Genomic DNA, 25,427 nt, shown 5'->3' with positions numbered 1-25,427 from the left:
ACTTTCTGTGGTATAATGATACGTTTTTCCAGGCAAATTATCAAGGAGCAAGCCTTTCGATCTTCCAGTCCAGGCCCTCTTGCAGGGTGTATCGTATCCTGTCGTGCAACCTGTTCGGGCGGCCCTGCCAGAATTCTATGGAAACCGGCTTTACGATATAGCCGCCCCAATGCCCGGGCCGGGGGATCTCTTTGCCCTTGTAGGCCGTTTCCAGTTCTTTCAACGCTTTTTCCAATTCCTCCCTTCCGGAGATCACCTCGCTCTGTGCAGAAACCACGGCACTTAACTGACTGCCCTGGGGACGGGATTCGAAATATCCGTCAGACAAATTCGGAGCTACCTTTTCGGCTGTTCCCTTTACAATGACCTGCCGCTCCATATTGGGCCAGAAAAAAGACAGGCTTACCCGGGGACAGGCAGCAATGGCCTTTCCTTTTTCGCTGTTGTAATTGGTATAAAAAATAAAGCCTTCGTAGGTATATTTCTTAAGCAAAACCACCCGGCTCTTCGGGTAACCATCCAGCCCGATAGTAGAGACCGTCATGGCATTGGCTTCCTCTACCCCGCCGGCCTTCTCCACTTCAAAGAACCATTTCTGGAACAGTTCCATAGGGTTTTCGGGAGCTTCCGATTCCAGAAGTTCCTTTTTTTCATAGGATCGCCTGTAATTACTCAAGTCTTTTTGCATTGTTCCGTAAGTATTAGGAAAGGATTTTCTACAAAGATACTTTTTGTTATTGGATTAGTGAGGTTCCGGTTGCCGGTTTAGTACTAAATACAACTGGTAACTGGCAACATCAAAAATCAAACGTTTTACCGTCTTCGGCCAGTTCCACCCGGGGGAAAACAGTCTGCGCCTCCTTTCTAAACGCTTCCAGATCATTATAACGCGAAGAGTAATGTCCGAGAAGCAAGGTACCCGCCCCGGACTCATGTGCGATCATAGCGGCTTGTTTTGCCGTGGAGTGTTTCGTCTTGGCAGCCAGATCTGTATGCTGTTCCAGAAAAGTAGATTCGTGATAGAGCATGTCCACACCTTCGATCCAGGGAACAAGCTCCGGCTTGTAGGCCGTGTCACTGCAAAATGCATAACTTTTAGGAGACGGCGGATCGGCAGTGAGTTTTTCATTGGGGATGACCTCACCGGTGGCCAACTGTATGTCCTTGCCGTTCTTGATATTCCGATAATAACACTTATCGATATCGTATTTCAGTACTTCTTCTATCTTCAGTTTTCTTTCCCCCGGTTTTTCCCGAAACAGGAAACCATTGGTATACACCCGGTGATCCAGGGGCACAGTATGCACTTCTACCTTGTCGTCCTCATAAATACATTCGGGCACTGCTGAAGAAAGTTCGTGAAATACCAGGGGAAAATTGGTCCAGGACTTTCCCAGTTTCAGCAAAAGGGTAATGCCATCCTTGATCCCCTTGGGCCCATAAACATGTAAAGGAGCTTCCCTGCCCAGGAGCACAAAAGTGGAAATAAGCCCCGGAAGCCCGAAAAAATGATCGCCGTGAAGATGTGATATGAAGATATGTTTTATCCGGGCAAATTTAACCCGTTGCCTGCGGAGCTGTACCTGTGTCCCTTCCCCGCAATCTATGAGGAACAGATGATTTTTAATGTCCAGTACCTGAGATGTGGGATTGGCAAAAGCGCTTGGTGTGGCTGAATAACATCCCAGGATGGTAAGTTTCATCGGATTTTGGATTTACGAATTGCGGTTTTAGATTAATAAATTGTAATTTTGGATTTGTTATTAATATACATCTGTCATCCAACACCCTGATAAATTGTCAACCCTAAATCCAAAATCGTTAATCGCTAATCAAAAATTAAGATCTCTTTCTATTTCTTCCATTTCAATGATATCATGAGCTTCCTGCAAGGTAGGGACCACTACCATTTCGTCGGGGACCTCATCGTAATTGACCTTGTTGGTTACAATAACAAAAGATCTTTTCGCTGCCCGGTGCCTGTTGGATATTTCCAGAAATTCCAGCAGTTCATTAATGGTCAGGGCATCCAGCGAAAACAGGTTTACGATTAGATTGTCTGTCCTGATCTTGTCATATGCCTCTGCCAGGCGGCCACAAAAGTTTTGCACGGAACCTGTTTCCTGGGTCACTATCGTAGTATTGTTGTCCTGTTTATCAAAAATCATCGCTTAATTTTTAATTTTTGACGCTAATAAATATATCACGGCCATGCGTATGGCTACGCCGTTCTCTACCTGATTCAGTATAATGGCCTGTTTGGAATCGGCCACATCACTGGTAATTTCCACTCCGCGGTTTATCGGTCCGGGGTGCATGATCACTATCTCCTTGTCCAGCGAGTCCAACAGGGTTTTATTCACCCCGAATTGCTGGGTATATTCGCGGGTAGAAGGAAAATAACTGATGTCCATTCGCTCGTTCTGTACGCGGAGCATATTGGCCACATCGCACCATTCCAGGGCCTTTCTCAAATTGGTTTCCACTTCCACCCCCAGGGAATCTATATATTTCGGGATAAGGGTCATTGGACCGCATACCTTTACATTAGCCCCCTGCAGTTTCAGTGCAAAGATATTGGACAGCGCTACCCGGGAATGCAGGATATCCCCCACAATAACCACGTTTTTCCCCGCTACGTCACCCAGCTTTTCTCTTATGGAGTACGAATCCAACAGGGCCTGTGTGGGATGTTCGTGCGCACCGTCTCCGGCATTTACAATACTCGCTTTTATATGTTTTGAAAGAAAAACACCCGCACCAGGGTTGGGATGCCGCATCACCACCATATCCACCTTCATGGACAGGATATTGTTTACCGTATCGATCAGGGTTTCTCCTTTTTTCACGGAAGACTGGGCTGCAGAAAAATTAATGACATCCGCAGAAAGCCTTTTTTCCGCCAGTTCAAAGGAGAGTTTTGTACGTGTACTGTTTTCAAAAAAAAGATTAGCTATCGTAATATCCCGAAGTGAAGGGACCTTTTTGATCGGACGGTTGATGACCTCCTTAAAATGGTCTGCCGTTTCAAAAATGAGCTGGACATCCGCTTCATTCAGGTATTTTATTCCTAATAAGTGATCTACACTTAGCTCGCTCATGCTTTATAGTTCAAAATTTAATGTTCAAAGTTCAAAGTTTTACTCGGTCCCCGAGTAAAGCCGAAGGGCAAGATTCAAAGTTCACCTGGTCCCTGAGTTTAACCGAAGGGAGCCGAGGGGCTAATTGCTTACAAGGTATATGACATCTTCTCCTTCGTTCTCTTTCCACATTACTTTTACTTTTTCTTCGTTGATGGCATCTACCTGGCGCCCCCTGTAATCTGGTTGAATAGGCAAATGCCTGCTGAACCTCCGGTCTATGAGGGCTAGCAGTTCTATCTCCGCAGGCCTTCCGAAAGACTGAATGGCCGTAAGTGCTGCCCTGATGCTCCTCCCGGTATAGAGCACATCGTCTATAAACACCACTTTCTTGTCCTCGACAAGAAAATCTATCTGGGTCTTATTGGCTTCCAGAGGTTTGTCTCCCCGGCGAAAGTCGTCCCGGTAAAAGGTAATGTCCAGATAACCCAATTGTATGTCCTTTACGTGATATTCCTCACGAAGAACCCTGCACAGCCGGTCTGCAAGATATTTTCCTCTTGGCTGTATGCCGATCAAAACAGTGTTCTTAAAGTCAAGATGGTTTTCAATTAGCTGACATGCCAATCGATGGAGAATAATATGGATCTCTTTGGAAGAAAGCAGAACTTTTTGACTCATGTTTCCAAACGTATTTCGCCGTAAAAATACGTATTTCTACGAACTTGTTAACACATGAGAAGCATTTAATTTTGAAATTCGATACAGGAAAGTTTGGTTTGGCCGTATACAGTCCTATGTCCATTTTCCCTTTCCGGCCTTAAAAAGATAAGACCTCCTATTATAGTGAAGCATTCAGAAAGCCCCGGATCTTTTCCAGCAGTTCCGGAACAACAGGAAGGTCGGGGTTGCTGTATGTGCCCAGATTTGCTGCCCTGTCTTCCCTGACTTCTTTGAAGATATGATTCATACCTTCTATAACGACCAGTTCCGCTCCGGGCTGTGCTTTTTTGAGTAAACGGGCTTCGGACGGTTTTACCTGGAGGTCCCGTGTACCGTTTACGATAAGTACGGGGACGGAGAGTTTTTTAATTTCTTCAGCAGGGGTATACTTCATCCATGAGATCACGTAGGGCTGTACTCTTTCCCGGAAAATCATTTTATAAACAGGGCCTTCGGGCACAAAAGTCTTTCCTTCCTTCAGGAGTGAAATGTATTTCCCGGTCTGTACCGTATCGAGCATCGGTGAATTGGCTGCTATTTGTTCTTCCATAACCTCACCTGCATCTCTTCCAGGGCCTGCCAGGGAGATAAATGCATCGACCTGTTTCCCCATAGCCATCATCCCGATCAGGGATCCTTCGCTATGCCCGGCCAGGACGATCTTGTCGTAGTCTTTTTCGAAATAAGCAATGATATCCTTTACATCGCCAATGAGTTCTTCGAACCTCAGTTTGCTTTCATCCAGTTTCCCGGACCTTGCCAAAGCAAAAATGCGTTTGTCAAAGCTAAAGATATCCCAGGTATTACTCACAAGGCCTTCTGCAAGATATTTCAACGAATTGCATTTCAACCCCAACCCCGGGGCGTTGCCATACCTGTCTGTAGGGCCGGAACCTGCTATAAGAATAATCAGGTTCTTTTTCCCCGGAGTGTTTCCGGCAGAGAACAGGGTTCCCGGCAGCAGTTCGTTCACTTGCAGATCACGGGTCGTAATGTCAGACTCCTGGGCTGTTGCAACGGCCGTAACTAAAAAGGCAGCGGTGTAAAGTATTTTTTTTATCATTTGTTTTAATTTAATGTCAGGAAGATCAATTTACTCAGTATCTCGGCCACCAGTATTCCAAAAGCAAACAGCACCCAATGCTTCACTGATTTTACATTCGAAGCCACAGCAAAGCCATACCTTAACAAAACGATAAACAACGCCAAAGCAGCAAAGTATACCAAAGCGAACACCAGTAAGAATATCATCTCTATTCCGGTTATATTCAATTCAAAGGCATTTCCGGCAGCGGGAAGCAACTTTTTTGTTATCTCATCCAAATATCCTCCGATCTGAAACAGCGGGAATATGTATAAAGGAATTCTCGATATTAATACCACCGTTAATATATCCACCCCTCTTGTTTTCCGGTTAATGTATTTTCCTATCCCGTATAAAACCAGGGAAAGGCAGAAAACATTTATCACATTGTCAAGAAAGGGCATATAGTATTTCAGTTCACTGACGGTATGGGCATCCAGAACGCCATCGTAACGTGTATAAAAGTGCGCTGCCAGCACAGACCCGATGATCGTAGCAAACAGACCCGTAAAAAGGAGCTTTTTTTCGGAATACCTTACAAAAGGGTTAGTCATCATCCTTTCCATTCTTATTTTTTAGTTGGTTGATTTTTCCTATGATATCATCCAGTTTATTTCTTACCGTAGGATAGCTGTTACCCATCTGAGCGGCCATTTCCTTCAGGCTTCCGCTGTTTAAAATAAACTGCATAATGAAATCTTGTTCGTCCCGGGTGAGCTGCAAAAATAACGGCAGGTCATAATTGCCAGACACCACCGTGCTGCACTCCGGACAACTGAGTTGGGATACTGAAAGCATCGTTTCACAACTGGGGCAATGCACAGGGAGTTTAAAAGCCATAGAATATTATATTTAGTTCTTCAAATATAAATAAAATTAAATATTAAATCAATTAAATTAAATAACAATTAAATTTTATTTATATTTGATGGTCATAAAAATTTATACCGCATGTATTTCAAAAGCCGAAAGGAGCCATTCCTCTTCATTTTTCTTTATGCCATAACTTTAGTTTTACTGGGCAGTTCTGTTACAGATATTATTACAGGAAACGGGTGGTCGCACATCGGAGTACATATCATAGTTTTTCTTTCCTCCGGTTTTGTCCTATGGATTTTGCACCATACCGGATACCTGTTGACCGATCGTTCTTTCCGGTATCACTGCGGCCCGATAAGCGGTGAAATAGCTTTAGAAAGGGTCGGGGAGATCGTTGTAGGCAAAACGATGTATGTCGGGTTAAAGCCAGCCCTGGCAAGAAAAGGGTTGATCATTAAATACGATAAATACAATGACATTTACATCAGCCCGGAATCCAACGAAGAGTTTATCGGGGAGGTACTGAAAAGAAATGACACCATAAAGATCACAAGGATATCTTCTTCCCGGTAATATACTTTGCACATACTGCTTATCTTTGCACCGAAATATTTGGTACAATAAAGAACAGCCATGCATAAGATCCATCATAAAACCCTTCAGGACCTGGAATTTTCCACCGTGCTGTCACAGATCGAATCTATCTGTAACACGGAGCTCGGAAAGGAAATGGCCCTGCAGATATTTCCCTACACCAGGAAAGAGGAACTTTTTACGTCCCTCCGCCAAACGTCGGAATACGTGGCTTCCTTTGATAACAACAACAGCATCCCGGGCCATTATTTTGACAGTATCAGCCCGGAGATCAAACTGCTGCACATAGAGAATACCCTGATCGAGCTCGGTGGTTTTAAAAAAATAGCCTCGATTTCCGCTACGGTAAATACACATATACTGTTTTTCAGGAAATTCAGGGAATACTATCCTACATTGCACCAAACGGCAGATAAAGTAGAACACACCACTGCAATAATCCAGGAGATCAATAGTATTATCGACCGTTTCGGAGAGATCAAGGACGACGCTTCCGAAGCACTGTCGGCCATACGGAAATCCATTGGTGAGGTCCGGGGAAAGATCAACCAGAGTTTTCTGAGCGCTCTCCAGTCCAGCAATACTGCCGGATATCTCGATGACATCCGGGAGACCGTGGTAGAAAACCGCCGGGTCCTGGCCGTAAAAGCCATGTATCGCAAACGGGTAAAAGGTGCCATCATGGGAAATTCCAAAACCGGGAGCATCGTTTATATCGAACCCGAAACTACCCTGCGGTATTCACGGGAGCTCGGCAACCTGGAATACGAAGAATCCGAGGAGATCAAAAGGATATTAAGGGCCCTCACCGATTTTCTCCGTCCGTACATCCCTTTACTGGAAGACTACCAGGATTTCCTGGCTACTATGGATGTGGTAGCTGCCAAAGCCAAATATGCTCAGGAAATGAATGCTATTCTCCCTTCGGTAAAGGAAGAAAAGAAAATGCATCTCATAGAAGCCTATCATCCCCTGCTTTACCTTACCAACAAAAAAAAGGAAGAAAAGACCTATCCGCAAAGCATTTCACTGGATATGGGCAACCGGGTCATTGTCATATCCGGCCCAAATGCCGGAGGAAAAAGCATTACGCTGAAAACCGTAGGGCTCCTGCAACTCATGCTGCAAAGCGGTATGCTGGTCCCCGTACACCCTAGGAGTGAAATGTGCCTGTTTGACCGTATCCTGACGGATATAGGCGATAACCAATCCATAGAGAACCATCTGAGCACTTATAGCTACCGTCTAAAGAACATGAACTTTTTCCTCCGGAAGTGCAATGCCCAAACCCTGTTCCTCATCGATGAGTTCGGTACCGGGAGCGACCCGGAACTGGGCGGGGCACTGGCCGAAACTTTCCTGGAAGAATTCTATCACCGGGAAGCCTTCGGCATTATAACCACGCACTACGCCAACCTGAAAATGCTGGCCAATGAGCTGCCCTGTGCTTCCAATGCCAATATGCTGTTCGACAGTAAAAGCCTGGAACCTGTTTTCCGCCTTATCGTGGGAGAAGCAGGAAGCTCCTTTACTTTCGAAGTAGCGCAGAAAAACGGTATCCCTTACAGCCTTATTAACCGGGCCAAGAAAAAGATCGAACGTGGAAAAGTGCGGTTCGACGCCACCATAGCCAAACTCCAGAAAGAGCGCAACAAAATGGAGAAAACCTCGAAACAGCTTAAAGACGAGGAAACCAAGGCGCGGGATGAGGCTGTACGACTGGAGGGCCTTAACGAAAAGATACAGTCCAAACTCGAAAGCTACCAGCAACTGTTCGACCATAACCAACGGATGATCTACCTGGGCAACAAGGTCAACGACATTGCTGAAAAATATTTTGCCGACAAAAAAAAACGCCCGCTGATCTCCGAATTTCTCCGTATTGTAGAAACCGAGAACAGCAAACGAAAGCCCAAGCCCCCCAAGCAGAAGAAGGAAGAAAAAATACAGAAAAAGCAGGTGGCACAGGAAATGGAGAAAAAAGTGGAAGTCATCCGCGAAAAGAAAAAGAAGGAAAAGAAAAAAGCCGCCCTCCAGGAAAAGAACAAACCCCAGCCCGTACTCAAGATCGGTGACAGGGTGAGGATGACGGACGGAAAAGCCGTAGGCGATATCGAAACCATAGAAAAGAACAAAGCTGTGGTCAATTACGGACTTTTTACCACCAATGTAAGCCTGGATCAGTTGGAGCTGGTGGAGGCTAAGAAGAAATAATACTTTTTACTCTATTACGTCCTTAAAAGTACCACGCTATTGGGTGAGAGTGTTATGGTTCGGACAGGGCTTTTAAGACACAGGCTTAAAAAAGATAGTATAGATTTAGTAAAAGACCCTGGATTCAAAGCCTTTTTTTGGCTTTATACCATGAAGTGATTTAAATTTCCGTTGCAAATACTCTATTGATTTTAAGAGCTTAAGGCTCCCCTCTTCAGATGAAGGCCTGTGCTGAGCTTGCCGAAGTAGGGGTGGGCCACCTTTGGTGGGTCGGGGAGTTTGTTGACCCGGCCCAAGCCTTGGGATTTCACCCCATACGTTTATATTTTTCCTGAGACATAGGCTTTCTAACCCTCCGTCCAAACTGAAGTTTGGCCACCTCCCTTCATCACAAGGGAGGAGTTTTTTTGATATTAAAAACATTGATAGTAATTACACTAAAGCTCATCCAAAAACTCTTTTGCGGTGGAAAGTTTTATTTTTCCCCGCCTATGTTTTTCCACTTCTTTTAAAGAGTCTTTTACATCATCTACAAATTCCTTTTTCTCTTTGGAAAGCCTCTACACTTTTTTAAAGCCAAGTTGCCTTATGAACTCCATAAAGAAGTTTATTTTGTTATCCGGTATGTCTATTACAACTCTCTGCATAACACATATTTTACACAACAAAGATAGTACATAAACCAATGAACTCGTTTAAACTTCCTTTAATTGACTACAAGATGATCCTTTTGCCCCTATATTTCGTTTTTTGTCCGTGGCCTGGGATATCTCGGGGAAGACGCAGCGAATTTTGAGGATTTTGAGTACCTTTAACAAGGTCTTATCCCTGAAAAAACATTAACCATATCTATTTTTCAGAAGGATATACCATCAGACAGTTTTGAGTATATGAGTATAATCTTAAGCATATGGACCTTTTATAAAAAACTGATACTTCCTTTGGCTTCAATAGCTATTTTGACAGGGATCTTAGGATTATCGGCCACAGGGAGCTTTTCATTTAAATGGTCCGGATTGGCCTATTTCTTATTGACTCCCTTATTTCACTATTTCATTTATGAGGTAAGGAATAAAAACGAATATTATTTCTATTTTAATCTCGGGTTAAACAAACCTGTGCTATGGGCAAGCACCATTTCCATAAGTTTATTCATTGCCCTGATCCTCTCACTGATATGAGCTTACTTCATATAGACAGTATAAGAAAAATCTTCCCGGACAAACAGTTGCTGACAGATGTTTTTATTACATGTAAGTCCGGCGAAATTGTCGGGTTGCTCGGGAGAAACGGGTCGGGCAAATCGACCTTATTGAAGATTATTTTTGGCTCCATCCCGGCAGAAAACAAATTTGTAAGAATTGATGAGAAAGTTTTAAAAGGAGTGGCCGACACCCGAAATCTCATTAAATACTTACCCCAGGACAATTTCCTGCCAGACCATACAAAAGTAAAAACCATAATATCCTTGTTCTGCCATAAAAAGAACGCGGAAAAAATAAAAAACTATTCTCACATAAGGCCATTGCTCAACAGAACAAGCAAACAATTATCTTCCGGAGAAAAACGTTTGATCGAGGTATTATTGATCGTTTTTTCGAACGCTAAGTTTATCCTTATCGATGAACCCTTCAATGGTATTGCTCCCGTTTATAAAGACGACATTAAAGCAATGATCAGGGAACAATCAGAGCATAAGGGATTTATTATTACTGACCACGACTATAAAAATATTACCGGGATTGCCACAAAGACAATTTTGCTCCATGACGGCGGAACAAAGCAGATCAGTGACAAAGATGAACTCAAACATTGGGGATACATTCCCGGGACCGCATAATACGCGGTGAAACCGGAATCACCTATGCAATCCGCTCTATCCTGGCCCCGATAGCCCTCAAACGTTCATCGATATTTTCATAACCGCGGTCTATCTGTTCGATATTGTGTATGGTAGATGTTCCCTTGGCGGAAAGTGCGGCGATCAATAGCGAAACTCCTGCCCTGATATCGGGAGAGGTCATGGTCGTGGCCTTGAGCCTGGATTTGAAGTCGTGCCCGATCACCGTAGCCCTGTGTGGATCGCAAAGGATGATCTTGGCTCCCATATCTATCAGCTTATCCACAAAAAACAGGCGGCTTTCAAACATCTTTTGATGTATAAGCACACTACCCTTGGCCTGGGTAGCCACAACGAGTATAATGCTCAGCAGGTCCGGTGTAAAGCCTGGCCACGGAGCGTCAGACACCGTTAGTATGGAATCGTCTATATAACTCTGTATCTCGTAACCGTCGGTATGAGGCGGAATATAGATATCGTCATCTCTTTTTTCAATGGTAATTCCCAGTTTACGGAACACATTCGGGATCTGCCCCAGGCTTCCCCAGCCAACATTTTTAATGGTCAGTTCGCTTTGTGTCATGGCAGCAAGGCCTATCCAGCTGCCTATCTCTATCATATCGGGCAGCATGGTATGCGAGGTTCCCGCCAGTTTTTCAACACCTTCAATGGTAAGCAGGTTAGACCCTACACCACTGATCCTGGCTCCCATCCTGTTGAGCATTTTGCACAACTGCTGTAAATAAGGTTCGCATGCGGCGTTGTAGATGGTCGTAGTCCCTTCTGCAAGTACGGCAGCCATGACAATGTTTGCCGTTCCGGTCACCGAAGCCTCGTCCAGCAGCATGTATGCGCCTTTCAGCTTTTCGGCTTCCACGCCATAAAAATATTCCTCCCGGTTATACCGGAACCTGGCTCCCAGTTTAATGAGGCCTTCGAAATGCGTATCCAGGCGCCTGCGCCCTATCTTATCTCCGCCGGGTTTGGGAATATATCCTTTGCCAAATCTCGCCAGCAGCGGCCCTACGATCATAATGGAACCGCGAAGGCCTTTACCGTCTTCCTTGAATTGTACGGATTGCAGGTAGTCCAGGTCTATTTCATCAGCTTTGAAGCTATATGCGCCCTTGCCCAGCTTTTCTGTTTTGACACCCAGCCGTTCCAGCAGGTCAATAAGTTTATTGACATCTAATATATCGGGAATATTGTGTATGGTAACGGTTTCGTCCGTAAGCAGTACGGCACACAATATTTGTAAGGCTTCGTTTTTTGCTCCCTGAGGGGTGATTTCTCCTCGTAGTGTTTGTCCTCCTTCTATTTTAAATGTACCCATTAAAGACCATCGTATTTAAAAAATTCCAGCCCCTTCCCTCCGGTAACATATCCATGGCAGGGCGAAGCCGAAATCGGGGATTTGAAAATAAGATTTAGTAGCGTTTTTTGTTCCGGTTATTCTTGGTATTCCGGTTTTTCTGGCTGGGCTTCCCTCCGTGCCTGGATTTGCCACGCATCAGGTCATCACTGTCCGTAAGGTCTTCATCCCATTTGGCCAGGTTGATCTTACCTTCGCTCAACTCGTAAAGGTGATCAAATATCACTCCATCTTCCACAGTGTCTTTATTCCAGTTGAGAAAGCTCTTTTTCATATGGTTGGCAATCGTAAATTTCAGGCCTTCCTTGAGATCGCTTTCTTCCCAGCTGTTACAGACATCGATCATCCTTTTGATATTGTTCCCGTAAAAACGGTATTTGGGATGATTCTGGGGATATTTCAACGGTTCCGGTTTTTGTTCCAGAAGTTCTCTTTCCGGTTTCGGATAAGGCGAATCCACATCCAGTTTAAAATCGGATATGATAAAGAGCTGGTCCCACAACTTGTGCTGAAAATCGGGAACATCCCTTAAATGGGGATTGAGATTTCCCATAACTCCAATGATGGCCCTGGCCACCTTATTGCGTTCCTCCCGGTCGTCTATGGAAACCGCATAGTCTATCATTTTTTGTATATGACGGCCATATTCGGGAATAATAAGCCTTTTACGCTCTGTATTATACTCTAAACTATTGATCAAAATATTTAAGAATTAAATTTGCTATAATTGAAGTGTAACCAAGTTGGGGCGGAGCAAAGTAACGGAGTGCAAAATACTAATTTTTTTCCGAATAACCAGCAATTATCGCAGGAGAGATGAGTGGTTTGGTATTCGGTGATCGGTATTCGGTATCTGGTGTGGCCGATCAATACGGATCAGCAAATACCAACTTTCTACATCCTGATACGTTTGCTTCTTTAATTACAAATAAATTTACAGATCCCTATTAAAGAGAGATCACTCCTTCTACCTTCCCTACTTCTCTGTATTTTTCAATAACATCATCTGCACTTTGCATGATAAGTTGAACGGAAATCGAAGTGTATTTGCCATTGGACGATTTTTTACTGCTTATTACCGCACCCCTGTTGTCAAAAATATCTTCGATCTGGCTGATTTTATCCGTATCGGTCGGAACGATAAACTTATATAGGTAACTCGATGGCCACGTAGTTGTATTGTTCAATTCTTCTTTCAATCGCTTGTAAAATTCCTTTTCCGAACCCATCGTCTGATCTTCCAAATAAATTAGTGTTTCTTGTTTAGTGCAAAGATACAGCTTCTCCCGAACAGCGCAAATGTACTTTCTGCCAAAAGTTGGTAGTCAGTATTCGGTATTCGGTAATCGATGTGTTCTTTGGCCTTTATCCTGGTATAAATTCCATGTTAGATTTTTTAGTTCCACCTGCATTTCCTTATTTTGCATTTTTGAAAAAATAGCGGTGAATACGAAGAAAATTGTTATCACAGGAGGGCCGGGAACGGGAAAATCATCCGTCCTGCAGGAGCTCTCCCTGAGGGGGGACACCTGTTTTCCGGAAATATCCAGGCAGGTTACCCTGGAAGCGCAAAAACAGGGAATAGCCCAGTTATTTCTCACTGATCCTTTATTGTTCAGTAAAAAATTGCTGGAAAGCCGAAGGCAGCAATATGCCGGGGCAGAAAAAGAAAAGGCAGGCAGGGTCTTTATAGACCGGGGAGTCCATGATGTACTCGCTTACATGGACTATGCCGGCACTTCCTATCCGCCAGATTTTACAGAGATCTGTAAACATTGCAGGTATGATGTAATATTCGTATTACCCCCCTGGGAAGACATCTATGTTTCCGACAACGAACGTTATGAAAACTTTCAACAGGCCGAAGTTATTCATCATTTTATAAAATCTACTTATATTGCTTACGGATACGAACTTGTAGAGGTCCCCATCGGCCCTGTATCGGCCCGGGTAGATTTTATGCTGAAATACCTGGAAACGGAAAAGCAGTGGTGACGGGGAAATGAGGATTGATTGCAGATTGAATGCAATCAGAGAAGGATGGTTGACGGCAGACTGAGAAAAAACAATGATAAATAAAGAAGTTATGGAAAATCATTTCACATTAAGTGACTTCGAATTTGAACAACAGTTTGAAAGCGGAACCCTTAGTCCTGAATTGTTCAACCACGAAGCCCATCTAAGGCTTGCCTGGATCCATATTGATAAATATGGGATTGACAAGGCTATTGACAACCTGTGTTTTCAATTACTGAACTATGTAACGAAACTCGGAGCAGCCCATAAATTCAATAAGACCCTGACGGTTGCAGCAGTTAAGGCGGTTTATCACTTTATGCTGAGATCGGAATCCGGGACATTTAGGGCATTCATAAGAGAATTTCCAAGACTGAAATATAATTTTAAGGACCTCATGTCCTGTCATTACGGAGTAGATATTTACAATTCTCCATGGGCAAAAAAACATTTTTTAGAACCGGACCTTTTGCCTTTTGATTGAATGTATCGCATAAGATCCGTTAAACCTCCAACAACTCCCGGTATATTCATTAGTAAATTAAAAACAAGAACATTGAGAAAGGGACAACTTGCAGACCTGGAAGAATTACGGCAACTGTTTGCCGATACCATCTCTACAATATGCAGGAGTGACTACAATAACGAACAAATACATGTATGGGCTTCGGGCATTGAAGACAAAGACAGGTGGCATCGCATTTTAACAAGTCAGCAGGTATGGGTTACCCAAAACAACGAAAAAATAACCGGTTTTTGCACCCTGGATAAAGGCCATCATATTGACCTCCTTTTTGTTCACAAGGATTACCAGCGCCAGGGAATTGCCCGTGAACTCTATAATAAAATTGAGAAAGAAGCCATACAAAGAGGACAATCGGAACTGACCGTAAATGCCAGCATAACGGCCAGACCCTTTTTTGAAAAAGCCGGATTTGAGGTATTAACAAAGCAAAAGGTGATAAAACAAGGTATTGAACTCACAAATTATAAAATGAAAAAGCAACTGGACAAGACAAAAATCCCTAACAACAGTTATGAGGGTATCTCCCGGAAATAGCCGAATGACGATTTATGAGGCCTTAAGCCTCTCCGGGCTGTCTGAAAACCCTACATATTTTCCTTACTTCGGGTACTTTTTCCTAACTTAGAGTTAGTTTTTACACTAAAGTTCATCAACACAACTCAGACAAGCCCAAAAACCAAAACCAAACCTGAAACCTTGAACTTTAGACTTTAAACCTGTCACCCTGAGCTTGCCTGCACTGAGCGCAGCCGAAGTGTCGAAGGGTTGAACCTAAAACTATAAACCACGCTAGAACCACTACACATATTAAACAAGTACTGGGGGTTTGACACCTTCCGGCATCCGCAAAAGCAGATCATCAATGCACTTTTGGGCGGACAAAATGCCCTGGCCCTGCTTCCAACAAGCGGCGGAAAATCCATATGTTTCCAGGTCCCTGCCCTGACCAGGGACGGCATATGCATTGTTATCTCTCCCCTGGTGGCCCTTATACGCGATCAGGTGGAGAACCTGAAGGCCAAAGGCATCAAGGCAACGGCACTGACTGGCGGACTAAAATACAGCGAGGTAGACAGTATTCTGGACAATTGTATATACGGCAATTACAAATTCCTGTACCTGTCTCCGGAACGCCTGCAACAAGACCTGGTCTTGGAAAGGATACGCCAGATGCCCGTAAACCTCGTAGCCATAGACGAGGCTCACTGTATCTCTCAATGGGGAAACGATTTCCGGCCGGCCTACCGGAACTGTGCTGTGCTCAAGGAAATGTTCCCGAACGTCCCGACCATTGCCCTCACTGCTTCCGCAACCGCAAAGGTCACCGAAGATATCCTGGAAAATCTCCGGATCGGGGAAGCCACTGTTTTCCGGCATTCCTTCGCCCGGCCCAACATTGCTTATATGGTGTTTGAAGAAGAGGATAAGCTCTACAAGCTCAAGCAGATCCTCAGAAAGAACCCCAGCTCTTCTATTGTTTACGTCAGGAACCGTAAAGCCACGGCAGAAATAGCTGCTCACCTGAAAGCCAATAATATCACGGCAGATTACTATCACGGCGGCATTACCCCCGAGGAAAAGAACGAAAAGTTGCGGCAATGGCTCAACAACAGTACACAGGCCATGGTGGCCACCAATGCCTTTGGTATGGGCATAGACAAGCCGGATGTAAAAACGATCGTCCATATGCACCTGCCGGAGAACATGGAAAGCTACTACCAGGAAGCCGGAAGGGCCGGTAGAAACGGCAATAAAGCGTTTGCCGTGATCCTGAAAAACCAGGACGACGAACGCTACCTGAGAAACCAATTCCTCGACAACCTGCCGGAGGTGCAATTCATAAAACACTTATATAAAAAACTCAACAACTATTTCCAGGTATCCTATGGCGAAGGAGAAAACGCCGCGTTTTCCTTCAATTTCAACCAATTTTGCTCCACCTACAAACTGAACCCCGTACTCGCGTACAACGGGCTGAAGCTACTCGACCGCAATTCCGTAATATCACTGTCCGAACAATTCGAAAGGAAAACCACACTTCAATTCGTCGTGTCCAATCATCAGCTCTTTCTGTATCTGGACAAGAATCCGGGGGTTGAACACATTACCCAGGCCATCCTTCGTACCTACGGAGGCATTTTTGACAACGAGATCAAAATCAACCCGAAGCTCATAGCACAAAAAACCACTTCGGAAGAAAAAAAAGTGATCGCCGTACTGGAACAACTCGCCAAAGACGAGATCATTTCCTATACTGCTCAGCACTCCGATGCACAGATCACCTTCCTGGTCCCCCGCGAAGACGATATTACCATAAATGTCATCGCCAAGGGGATCAAAAAGCAGAACAAGCAAAAATACAAACAGGTAGCGTCGGTTATCCGGTATGTCAATGACAACAAGACCTGCAAAGGCCGGCAGATACTCTCTTATTTCGGAGAAAAGGATACGGCAGACTGCGACATTTGCTCGGTGTGTATACAGAAAAAACAAAACCGCATTTCGGGAGAAGTCACAAAGATCATCGAAGAAGAAACCCTGAAAGCCCTGAAACAAAAAGGCATGACCTCCAGAGAACTTACCGAAAGCCTTACTTTTAAAGAAAAATATATCCTGGACGTTTTGAAAAAATTGCTCGAAGAAGACAAAATAACAATAAATGATAAGAATGAGTATGAGTTAATTTAACATTCGCTCGTTACCCCCCTGCCCCCCTCAAGGGGGGAGCTGTTACACTTTTTAACAGAATTAAGACTCCCCCCTTGAGGGGGCAGGGGGGTGTTAGGAGGCAAGACGAAAAACTTTGAATCTTAAACATTAAATCCTGAACCTGACAAATGAGAAATTTGAGAATAGTCTTTATGGGCACCCCGGAGTTTGCGGTGGAAAGCCTGAAAAAACTTGTAGAAAACAACTATACCATAGCCGGGGTAATCACAGCCCCGGACAAGCCTGCGGGAAGGGGCCGAAGCATCCGGCAATCGGCCGTAAAGCAGTATGCCGTGTCTCAAAACCTGAAAGTACTGCAACCCACTAACCTAAAGGACGAGCAGTTCCTGGCCGAATTGCGGTCACTAAACGCCAACCTGCAGGTAGTGGTGGCTTTCCGTATGCTTCCCCGGGCCGTATGGCAGATGCCGGAATACGGGACCTTTAACCTGCACGCCTCCCTCCTGCCCGATTACCGCGGAGCAGCTCCCATCAACCACGCCATCATAAACGGTGAAAGTGTCACCGGGGTCACCACCTTTTTTATCGATGACAAGATCGATACCGGAGAGATCATTCTCCGGGAAAAGGAGGACATCCTTCCGGACGACAATGCCGGAAGCCTTCACGACAAACTGATGAAAACCGGGGCTGAGCTGGTACTGACCACCGTAAGGCAAATAGAAACGGGCCATGTAGCTACCAGGAAACAGGAAGAGGTCTCCGATCCAAAAACCGCCAGCAAAATAGATAAGGACACCTGCCGGATAGACTGGAACAAGGGTATTGCTGAAATATACAACCATATCCGGGGACTCAGCCCTTACCCCGGGGCCTGGACCACACTTTTCAACAACGACAAAGAAACCCAGGTAAAGATATACGGGACGGAAAAAGAAAAGGTTTCGCACAATGAACCCACGGGGAATATCGTTACAGCTAAAGGAGAAGTAAAGGTCGCCGCAAGTGATGGTTTTATAAAGTTGAAAGAAATACAACTCCCCGGAAAACGAAAAATGAATATCGTGGACGTATTGAACGGATATACATTCCATCCGGGAGCCAGGGTCAGCTAAAGGCCTATGATTACTGAGCTTAGCAAAAAACAAAGAAAAAGCCTACACTTTATCAACAATTTTCCGAAGTTATCAACAAAAAAGGGGATTTCCCCTTATTTTACTTGCGTTATAAGGAAATCCGTATAAATTTGTGTAGCCAATTTAAAAACAATGTTTAACCAACAATTAATTTTTTAAATTCTTAATATTATGAACAAAACAGAATTAATCGATGCCATGGCTGCCGATGCTGGCATCACAAAAGCCGCAGCCAAAAAAGCTCTGGAGTCTTTTCTGGGGAGCGTAGAGAAAAGCCTGAAAAAAGGTAATAAAGTCTCTTTAGTAGGCTTCGGCTCATGGTCAGTTTCTAAAAGAGCTGCCAGAGAAGGAAGAAACCCGCAAACCGGAAAGACCATCAAGATCGCTGCTAAAAAAGTGGTTAAGTTTAAAGCAGGAGCTGAATTGAGCGGTGCTGTAAACTAATTTATCTGCTTTTTCAAATAACAGTAAAAACACCTGTGAAATCACAGGTGTTTTTTTATGTTCCCCTATCACTTTCTACATTTGAAAGTTTGTTTTTATTATTTTTTTCTTTAGATTTAAAGAAACAAAATGCCTATGATTGCCTTAAAACCACAAAAAGGACATTTATTGATCGCAGAGCCTTCCATCATAGGAGATGTTTCATTTAACAGGTCTGTGGTCCTGCTTGCCGAACACAATGAAGAGGGTTCCATTGGTTTTATCCTCAATAAACCCCTGGCTTTCCGGCTCAATGAACTGATACCGGAAGTTACCAGATCTTTTAAGATCTACAACGGGGGGCCGGTAGAGCAGGACAATCTCTATTTCATTCACAAAGTGCCACAATTGATCAGCAACAGTATAGAAATATCCCACGGGATATACTGGGGCGGAGACTTTGAGGTCATTGTGCAGCTGATCAATGACGGCACCATTAAAAATGCCGATATCAAATTTTTTCTGGGATACTCCGGATGGGATACTTTTCAGCTGGAAAAAGAATTACAGTCCAACTCCTGGGTGGTTTCGGAAAACACCTATAAAAGCAATGTTATCCGCAAGCCTGCTACTTCTTTCTGGAAGGAAAAAATGGTAGAATTCGGCGGGGATTACCTCCTTTGGTCCAATGCCCCGGAAAACCCGAACCTCAACTAATCCTTCACAACCTTTTCCACTACCCCTTTTTATATTTTTATCACCCCCCGAGACGTACCTGCAGGTTCAATTTACCGAGAAGGTCCCTGCTCACCTCTGTATGGAATTGTTTTTTCCTGTACCGGGTCACGGGCCGGATACCTGTTATTACATTGGTGATAAACAGCTCGTCTGCCTTTTGCAGTTCAAACGGGGATATGGAGGCTTCTTCCAGTGCATATCCTTCCAGTTTGGAAATGATCTTGGTCAATTGTTTGCGCAGTATGCCATTGATACAACCATCGTTCACAGGCGGAGTTTTTATTGTATTTCCCTTGACCAGGAAAACATTCCCGTTAATGGCCTCTATCACATTTTTCTTCTCATTGAGCAGGAGGGTGTTGTCATATCCGTTCTCTTCCGCATAGATACCGGCCAGGATATTAACAAGCCTGCTACTGGTTTTGAGGGTAGACAACAAACCGGAATTGACCCAATGGTCTTTAAAGAGCTCTACGCCGTATTCTTCTGCATTGAGCGTATAGAACGGGCTTTCCAGCGGCTTTGTTTCTACAATATACTCTACTCCTCTCGATTCGGGCAGGTACAGCCCTCCGGGTTCCCGGTACACGCTGAGCCTCACCCTTACAGCCTTATTGCCCAGGGCATTCGCCTCTATGGTTTTTAATATCTCCTTCTCGAGATATTCCATGGTGAACGCCATAGGGATCTCCATCCGCAGGATACGCATAGAGGCCATAAGCCGCAAATAGTGTTCTTCCCAGAAAAATACCTTGGAATTAACAACCCTCAGTGTTTCGAACAGGGCATCGCCATATCGAAGGCCCCGGTTTTCGTGATTTAAAAATAGTGAAGTGGACGATTGTAGTTTGCCGTTGAAATTGATCATAAAAAAGCCCTGAAAATTTATTCAGGGCAAATATACTGGTAAAAACAGAAATAACCTTATACGGAGCCCAGAACGTGCTTGAGATCTGATATCTGGTTTTCCCACAACATTTTGGCTTCGTCGAGCTCTTCCTCTTCCGTGAAATCGGTGATCAGTAACGAAACATCTTTGGTAATTTCATCCACTACGATCTTGAATTCGAAAAAAGCATCGTCTTCGGAGGCCACCCATTTGAACTTAACTGATTCCCCACTCTTTTTTCGTACCAGCTTGGCCTGCTCCTCACTGTCATCCCAAATAAAAGTATAGATCTCCCCGCGCGAATTTACATTATCGGCAAACCATTCGGACAATCCTGAAGGCGTGGAAATATATTGATATAAAAGCTGAGGAGAAGAATGTATCTGAAATTCAAGCTCGTATTTTATTTTATCCTGCATATCTGTTCCTTTTTTTAAGACTGACAATATAATTATTTCTTACAAAAATCCTAACTTAAAATCGTAAAATATTTTTTGCATTATGTATTTGCGGTACCCGATTTTGTTTCTATATTTGCAGCCGCAAAGGCAATATTACTGCACGCTGCGGTATCTTTGATTAAAAATGGCGAGGTAGCTCAGTTGGTTAGAGCGTCGGATTCATAACCCGGAGGCCACGGGTTCAAATCCCGTCCTCGCTACAAAAAGAGGTGTTCATAGGGCGCCTCTTTTTTATTTTTATCACATCCTTATCATTCCCGCTTCGAATAAAATATATCACAAAATACCCTACCTGGACGTACCCCGGAAGACTTCGAACCATATCATAAAAATAAAAAAGCACCGGAAATACTGCGATTAACGGTGCTTTTTATCTACTGGCCTATAAATTTACTTATCGGACAAAATGCCGGGGCAGGTCTCTGACATCTTCACAGCAAAGTTGGTCCATAACCTGTTTTAACTGCACTTTAAGCATGGAGATCGTATGATCTCCGCCTTTACGGCCAAGGGCAGCGGTTCCGTACATGAATGACCTTCCCATAAATGTAAATTTGGCCCCGCCGGCCAGGGCCCTGGCTATATCAGGCCCGGAACGGAGCCCGCTATCCATCATTACTTCAATTTTATCCCCGTATTTCCCGGCAATGTCGATTAAAGGCCTGATGGTCGATTCTCCGGCATCCAATTGTCTTCCCCCGTGATTTGAAACGATTATACCGTCAAATCCCAATCGTATAGCTTCCTGAGTGTCTGCTTCGGAAACAACGCCTTTTAAGATCAGCTTTCCTTTCCATTGATCCCTGATCGGTTTAATTCGCTCTTCATTTAATCTGCCGGAAAAAGTCTGGTCCATGAATTTTCCCAATTGTTTTAAATTAAGTCCTTCGGGCATGTAAGGTTTCATATTTTCAAAATCGGGCTGTCCGTGTTTCAGGGTTTGGAAGGCCCAGGCAGGTTTGCCCAAAATCTGGATCATATTCCGCAACGTCATTTTCGGAGGTAAGGCCAAACCGTTCTTAAAATCACGGGGCCTGTACCCGAAGGTAGGTACGTCGCACAATAAGACCAATGCAGGGCACTGGGCATCTGCTGCCCTTCGAATGATATCATTCCGGATACGGTCTTCCACCGGGTTGTATAGTTGAAACCAGGCATTTCCTTCAGTAAGTTCGCTTGTGCGTTCAATGCTGCATGTGGTTACGGTACTTAAAATAAAGGGAATATTATGCCTTAAGGCCGCTTTAGCCAGTATTTCGGGGGAGTTGGGCCACATCAGGCCCTGTAATCCCACAGGAGCGATCCCGAAAGGGGCATCGTACTCTTTTCCGAATAATGTGGTTTTTATGGTGGCATCTTTATAATTTTTGAGATAGCGGGGCTCTAATTGTACTTCTCTGAGTTCGGCCGTATTCCGGTGAAGATTGACATCTTCATTACAGCCACCATCCAGGTACTCAAATGCAAATCCGGGGATTCTTTGTTTGGCCTTTCGCCTTAAATCGTCTACCGATGGATATTTATAATCAAAATTCAATGTCATGTAGTTATTATGTTATTTCTTAAATACGAAAGTATATGTTATACACAGAACAACCATCCTGTGGTATACTGCCCGGGCGATGAACATAACTATTCCCTGCTTTCCGGTAAAGGAGTTATCAGGAAAGAATATGTATGATGTGTGGCTTTTACAGTATATTCGTCATGTACCTTTGCCCCCCATGAATTATCGCCACCGACACCCATCTGGAGGAGGTCGATGTTCCACTGTACGGTATTTCCGATCTTTATGTCCGCTCCGTGTTTTGAAGTTACCGGTACAAGCCCGGAAGCGGAAGCGGCCCCGTCTTTTCCTGCGATAAAATCAATCTCTTTCATCGAAAAAGGCCAGGTACTTGCGTTTAAAAGATCGGGGAATCCCTCTACCCTTAAAACCAGGTTGGGAGAGGCGACTTCCATCCATCGTACACCGGTTTTGTTCCCGGTTTCCTGGGGACGCATATACCTGTGAAAACCTTCGGTTACCGTGGAAGTATAAACGCCGGTCTTAACGCCGGTTTTCCGGTCCCAATAACTTTCTTCTGGGCCGTTGCCATACCATCTAACCTGTGAATACACCCGGGACAATGTCATATACATCCCGATCCTGGGGATATTCGGAAGGTCTTTTTTTAAGGGACTGAACGTGTAATCCACTTTGAGTGCCCCGTCTTTCCGCAACAGGTAAACCACTGTTACCTCAGCTTCATCGCCGGGCAATGCATAGGCCACTTTAAAGCGGACCCCGTCATTTACACGCTTCGGAGGGGTCACCAGGCTGGCTTTATAATTGTAAGTAGCATCCTGCCATATTTTTGCCCATGTCTGCATATCGTTCCCGAGGTCGTTATCCGTCGGGGCGCGCCAGAAATTCGGTTTAACCGGGGTTGCAGTTATCAGTGAACCTCCGTAATGCCAATCTACAATCTCTCCCGTTTCTTTATCTATCTTCAGGGCTACCTGCGGATTTTTTATCTCGAAACCGTCTTTTTCTTCGATAATTTCCAGGCCTTCCATTTTCTTGTAGTCCGTGGAAATATACCTCCCTTTCTGAAGTATAAACTGATCCCAGGCAATCTCATAACCTTCAGGTATAAGGGCTGTCCCCGTCTTTTGCAACAGGCTTACTTCGAGTATATACTCTTTATCCCTGTCCGGGTTTTCCGGGAATCCGTCCAGGCTTATTTTTTCTTTTTGCTGCGGGAGTATCCCTGTTCCGGCATATTCTCCCGTTGTTACGGGAATCCCGTCCGCCAGGACTTTCCAGGAGATCGTCTTATCGGACAACGACGCAAAAAAGTTTTTGTTCTCCACCTCTACCCTTCCGTTTCCGAGATAACGGAACTGTACGGGTTCGTATACTTTCTTTACTTCGGTAAGGTGCGGGTGCGGGTTACGATAGGGGTCAACCAGGCCGTTGTTCAGGAAATTACCGTCCGTAGGCAGATCGGGATGAAAGTCGTGGCCATAAGCAAAATACGGCTTTCCGTTCTTGTCTTTATACTCCAGGCTCTGGTCTACCCAGTCCCATATAAAACCGCCCTGAAGGTTCGGGTACTTTTCTACAATATCCCAATAGTCCTGTAAATTCCCTACCGAGTTTCCCATGGCATGGGCATATTCGATCATGATACCCGGTTTTCCGGAGCCGGATCTTCCGTGTTTTATGAGGTATTCCGGTTTGGGATACATAGGGCAGTAAATGTCTGTGTAATCCCCTTTCCCTGCTGGTTCGTACTGTACGATCCGGTTATCGTCGTGTTCCTTCAACCATTTGTAAGTGGTCCTGAAGATCTCCCCTTCCCCGGCTTCGTTCCCCAAAGACCAGGAATAAATGCTCACATGGTTGCGGTCCCTGTAATACATGCGCTGTGTACGCATCATATGTGCGGGCAGCCAGCTCATTTCATTGCCGATCTGGGTCTCTTCGTGTATGGCCAGGGGATGACTTTCTATATTGGCTTCATCCACTACGTACAAGCCGTATTTATCACAAAGTTCCAGCCAGTAGGGATCGTTCGGGTAATGTGAACTCCTTACGGCATTGATATTGTTTTGTTTCATTAAGCGAATGTCCTTTTCCATGGTCTCCCGGGACACCACATGTCCTGTAAGCGGGTCTGTTTCATGCCGGTCCACGCCGCGAATATAAACAGGCCGGCCGTTGACCAGTAACTGGCTGTTCTTTACCTCCACCCGTTTAAATCCCGTATATGTTTTTATATACTGGTTATGGGTTTTATCCTTTTCGTCTTCCACGGCAATCACAAGGTCGTACAGGTTGGGGACTTCTGCAGACCACTGTTTTACCTGCAGAATGACCTTTTCAGCCTTAAATTCCATATCCGTTCCAGGAGGTATTGTCAGTAGTCCGGACCCCCTGAAAACTTCCGTATCATCTCCGTCCCGTAATGTTACCGTAACTCTCCTCACGGCATCTTTTTCAGTGGTATTGTTCAGGATGACCTTACTTCTGAAAATACCATTGGCATAATTATCCTCGAGATTGGTATAAGCGTGATAATCTGTGATAAAGACTTCCGGTCGCGTATAGATGTATACGCCGCGTTCTATTCCGCTCATGCGGAGCATATCCTGGCTTTCCAGGTAACTGGCATCACTCCAGCGGAACATTTGCAGTGCTATGAGATTTTTTCCCTTGTGCACGTATGGGGTGATATTAAATTCGGCCGGGGTTTTGCTGCCCTGTGAATAGCCTACGAACTTTCCGTTTATGTATACATACATGGCAGATTTAGCGGCTTCGAAATGCAGGATCACATCTTCGCTGAGCATATCCCCGTCCAGTTCTATCGTTTTTCTGTAAGTCCCTACCGGGTTGTAATCCGTAGGTGCGTCGGGCCATTGGGTAGTAAACGGATAGCGTTCATCCAGGTAAATGGGATGTCCATATCCTTCGGTTTCCCAGTTAGCGGGAACCGTGATACTGTCCCAGTCAGAATCGTCATAACTGACATGCTGAAAATGGTCCGGGCGTTGTTTCGGGTCCTTTACATAGTGAAATTTCCACGTTCCGTTGAGGCTTAAAAATCTCCGGGAATCTTCTTTTCGGTCAACCCCGGAGGATTCCAGCCCGAAAAAAGTGGCCCTAGGCGGTAATTTGTGCTCTTCGAAAATACGGTGATCGTAATGATAGGTTTGTTCCGGTACTTTTTCGAGTTGTTGTTTGCCGCATCCCTGCCATAATGCAGCAGCAGCGAACAATACGTATAGTTTTTTCATGTTTTTAAGTTTTGACGGAAGACCGGTGACCGGTGACGGATGAATATCCCGATCCTC

General features: G+C 44.6%; 26 protein-coding genes and 1 tRNA gene. 12 read left to right on the top strand and 15 right to left on the bottom strand.

Features of this window, described 5'->3' with window-relative positions; all coding sequences use genetic code 11:
* Window positions 1-40: 40 nt before the first annotated feature.
* From pdxH to KN811_RS02730, 8 genes are all read right to left on the bottom strand, one after another.
* Complete coding sequence (gene pdxH / locus KN811_RS02765; protein WP_187965378.1) at window positions 41-688, bottom strand: pyridoxamine 5'-phosphate oxidase; 648 nt, start codon at window positions 686-688, stop codon at window positions 41-43.
* A gap of 109 nt (window positions 689-797) precedes the next feature.
* Window positions 798-1,703: a ribonuclease Z gene (locus KN811_RS02760; protein ID WP_187965379.1), complete on the bottom strand. Its 906-nt coding sequence runs from the start codon at window positions 1,701-1,703 to the stop codon at window positions 798-800.
* 129 nt (window positions 1,704-1,832) lie between these two features.
* Window positions 1,833-2,168: a ribonuclease Z gene (locus KN811_RS02755; RefSeq protein ID WP_187965380.1), complete on the bottom strand. Its 336-nt coding sequence runs from the start codon at window positions 2,166-2,168 to the stop codon at window positions 1,833-1,835.
* Window positions 2,169-2,171: 3 nt separating this feature from the next.
* Window positions 2,172-3,101 carry an aspartate carbamoyltransferase catalytic subunit gene (locus KN811_RS02750; protein WP_187965381.1) on the bottom strand — a complete coding sequence of 310 codons (930 nt, stop codon included), beginning with the start codon at window positions 3,099-3,101 and terminating at the stop codon, window positions 2,172-2,174.
* A 120-nt stretch (window positions 3,102-3,221) separates the two neighbouring features.
* Window positions 3,222-3,761 carry a bifunctional pyr operon transcriptional regulator/uracil phosphoribosyltransferase PyrR gene (pyrR, locus tag KN811_RS02745; RefSeq protein WP_187965382.1) on the bottom strand — a complete coding sequence of 180 codons (540 nt, stop codon included), beginning with the start codon at window positions 3,759-3,761 and terminating at the stop codon, window positions 3,222-3,224.
* A 160-nt stretch (window positions 3,762-3,921) separates the two neighbouring features.
* On the bottom strand, window positions 3,922-4,866 hold the full coding sequence (locus KN811_RS02740) for an alpha/beta hydrolase (RefSeq protein WP_187965383.1): 945 nt from the start codon (window positions 4,864-4,866) through the stop codon (window positions 3,922-3,924).
* A 5-nt stretch (window positions 4,867-4,871) separates the two neighbouring features.
* A complete protein-coding gene (locus KN811_RS02735; RefSeq protein WP_187965384.1) occupies window positions 4,872-5,444 on the bottom strand; it encodes a hypothetical protein in 573 nt (190 codons plus the stop codon).
* Window positions 5,434-5,727 (bottom strand): DUF2089 family protein, encoded by a 294-nt coding sequence (locus tag KN811_RS02730; RefSeq protein WP_187965385.1) that lies wholly within the window; start codon window positions 5,725-5,727, stop codon window positions 5,434-5,436. Before KN811_RS02730 ends, KN811_RS02735 begins: the two co-directional genes overlap by 11 nt.
* A 111-nt stretch (window positions 5,728-5,838) precedes the next feature.
* On the opposite strand from KN811_RS02730, the gene KN811_RS02725 reads away from it, so the two are divergent.
* The 4 genes from KN811_RS02725 to KN811_RS02710 all read left to right on the top strand — a co-directional run bounded on the left by KN811_RS02725 (window position 5,839) and on the right by KN811_RS02710 (window position 10,354).
* Window positions 5,839-6,279 carry a PH domain-containing protein gene (locus KN811_RS02725; RefSeq protein WP_187965386.1) on the top strand — a complete coding sequence of 147 codons (441 nt, stop codon included), beginning with the start codon at window positions 5,839-5,841 and terminating at the stop codon, window positions 6,277-6,279.
* 60 nt (window positions 6,280-6,339) lie between these two features.
* Entirely contained in the window at window positions 6,340-8,514 is a 2,175-nt protein-coding gene (locus tag KN811_RS02720) for an endonuclease MutS2 (RefSeq protein WP_187965387.1), read from the top strand.
* An 890-nt stretch (window positions 8,515-9,404) separates the two neighbouring features.
* Window positions 9,405-9,695: a hypothetical protein gene (locus KN811_RS02715; protein WP_187965388.1), complete on the top strand. Its 291-nt coding sequence runs from the start codon at window positions 9,405-9,407 to the stop codon at window positions 9,693-9,695.
* Window positions 9,692-10,354: an ATP-binding cassette domain-containing protein gene (locus KN811_RS02710; RefSeq protein ID WP_187965389.1), complete on the top strand. Its 663-nt coding sequence runs from the start codon at window positions 9,692-9,694 to the stop codon at window positions 10,352-10,354. The genes KN811_RS02715 and KN811_RS02710 overlap by 4 nt, the downstream gene beginning before the upstream one ends.
* Window positions 10,355-10,376: 22 nt before the next feature.
* On the opposite strand, the gene murA is transcribed toward KN811_RS02710, so the two are convergent.
* The 3 genes from murA to KN811_RS02695 form a co-directional block, all read right to left on the bottom strand.
* Window positions 10,377-11,687, bottom strand: a complete 1,311-nt coding sequence (murA, locus tag KN811_RS02705) for a UDP-N-acetylglucosamine 1-carboxyvinyltransferase (protein WP_187965390.1) — start codon at window positions 11,685-11,687, stop codon at window positions 10,377-10,379.
* A 94-nt stretch (window positions 11,688-11,781) separates the two neighbouring features.
* Complete coding sequence (locus KN811_RS02700) at window positions 11,782-12,426, bottom strand: DUF4290 domain-containing protein (RefSeq protein WP_187965391.1); 645 nt, start codon at window positions 12,424-12,426, stop codon at window positions 11,782-11,784.
* A 247-nt stretch (window positions 12,427-12,673) separates the two neighbouring features.
* Complete coding sequence (locus KN811_RS02695) at window positions 12,674-12,955, bottom strand: DUF493 family protein (protein WP_187965415.1); 282 nt, start codon at window positions 12,953-12,955, stop codon at window positions 12,674-12,676.
* 214 nt (window positions 12,956-13,169) lie between these two features.
* Here KN811_RS02695 and KN811_RS02690 point away from each other — a divergent pair, with 214 nt between their 5' ends.
* The 7 genes from KN811_RS02690 (at window position 13,170) to KN811_RS02660 (ending at window position 19,214) form a co-directional block, all read left to right on the top strand.
* Window positions 13,170-13,721 carry an AAA family ATPase gene (locus KN811_RS02690; RefSeq protein ID WP_187965392.1) on the top strand — a complete coding sequence of 184 codons (552 nt, stop codon included), beginning with the start codon at window positions 13,170-13,172 and terminating at the stop codon, window positions 13,719-13,721.
* A gap of 91 nt (window positions 13,722-13,812) precedes the next feature.
* Window positions 13,813-14,226 carry a hypothetical protein gene (locus tag KN811_RS02685; protein WP_187965393.1) on the top strand — a complete coding sequence of 138 codons (414 nt, stop codon included), beginning with the start codon at window positions 13,813-13,815 and terminating at the stop codon, window positions 14,224-14,226.
* Between the two features lie 72 nt (window positions 14,227-14,298).
* On the top strand, window positions 14,299-14,802 hold the full coding sequence (locus KN811_RS02680) for a GNAT family N-acetyltransferase (protein ID WP_247716386.1): 504 nt from the start codon (window positions 14,299-14,301) through the stop codon (window positions 14,800-14,802).
* Between the two features lie 270 nt (window positions 14,803-15,072).
* Window positions 15,073-16,956, top strand: a complete 1,884-nt coding sequence (locus KN811_RS02675) for a RecQ family ATP-dependent DNA helicase (protein ID WP_187965416.1) — start codon at window positions 15,073-15,075, stop codon at window positions 16,954-16,956.
* 149 nt (window positions 16,957-17,105) lie between these two features.
* Window positions 17,106-18,053: a methionyl-tRNA formyltransferase gene (gene fmt, locus KN811_RS02670; RefSeq protein WP_187965395.1), complete on the top strand. Its 948-nt coding sequence runs from the start codon at window positions 17,106-17,108 to the stop codon at window positions 18,051-18,053.
* A 192-nt stretch (window positions 18,054-18,245) separates the two neighbouring features.
* Window positions 18,246-18,518 carry an HU family DNA-binding protein gene (locus KN811_RS02665; protein WP_187965396.1) on the top strand — a complete coding sequence of 91 codons (273 nt, stop codon included), beginning with the start codon at window positions 18,246-18,248 and terminating at the stop codon, window positions 18,516-18,518.
* 135 nt (window positions 18,519-18,653) lie between these two features.
* Window positions 18,654-19,214: a YqgE/AlgH family protein gene (locus KN811_RS02660; protein ID WP_187965397.1), complete on the top strand. Its 561-nt coding sequence runs from the start codon at window positions 18,654-18,656 to the stop codon at window positions 19,212-19,214.
* A gap of 40 nt (window positions 19,215-19,254) precedes the next feature.
* Here the strand turns inward: KN811_RS02660 and KN811_RS02655 are convergent, their stop codons facing one another.
* Window positions 19,255-20,103, bottom strand: a complete 849-nt coding sequence (locus KN811_RS02655; protein ID WP_187965398.1) for an aminotransferase class IV — start codon at window positions 20,101-20,103, stop codon at window positions 19,255-19,257.
* Between the two features lie 56 nt (window positions 20,104-20,159).
* Complete coding sequence (locus KN811_RS02650) at window positions 20,160-20,543, bottom strand: START-like domain-containing protein (protein ID WP_187965399.1); 384 nt, start codon at window positions 20,541-20,543, stop codon at window positions 20,160-20,162.
* A gap of 168 nt (window positions 20,544-20,711) precedes the next feature.
* On the opposite strand from KN811_RS02650, the gene KN811_RS02645 reads away from it, so the two are divergent.
* Window positions 20,712-20,785: transfer RNA gene (locus KN811_RS02645), tRNA-Met, on the top strand.
* A 194-nt stretch (window positions 20,786-20,979) separates the two neighbouring features.
* On the opposite strand, the gene KN811_RS02640 is transcribed toward KN811_RS02645, so the two are convergent.
* Together KN811_RS02640 and KN811_RS02635 are read right to left on the bottom strand one after the other, a co-directional pair.
* Complete coding sequence (locus tag KN811_RS02640) at window positions 20,980-22,128, bottom strand: alpha-hydroxy acid oxidase (protein ID WP_187965400.1); 1,149 nt, start codon at window positions 22,126-22,128, stop codon at window positions 20,980-20,982.
* Window positions 22,129-22,217: 89 nt separating this feature from the next.
* Window positions 22,218-25,370, bottom strand: coding sequence for a glycoside hydrolase family 2 TIM barrel-domain containing protein (locus KN811_RS02635; protein WP_187965401.1), 3,153 nt, complete (start codon window positions 25,368-25,370; stop codon window positions 22,218-22,220).
* Window positions 25,371-25,427 lie beyond the last annotated feature (57 nt).

This window comes from Sinomicrobium weinanense (assembly GCF_018863395.1).
Classification (GTDB): Bacteria; Bacteroidota; Bacteroidia; order Flavobacteriales; family Flavobacteriaceae; genus Sinomicrobium; species Sinomicrobium weinanense.
This window is presented reverse-complemented; position numbering and strand designations above follow the sequence as displayed.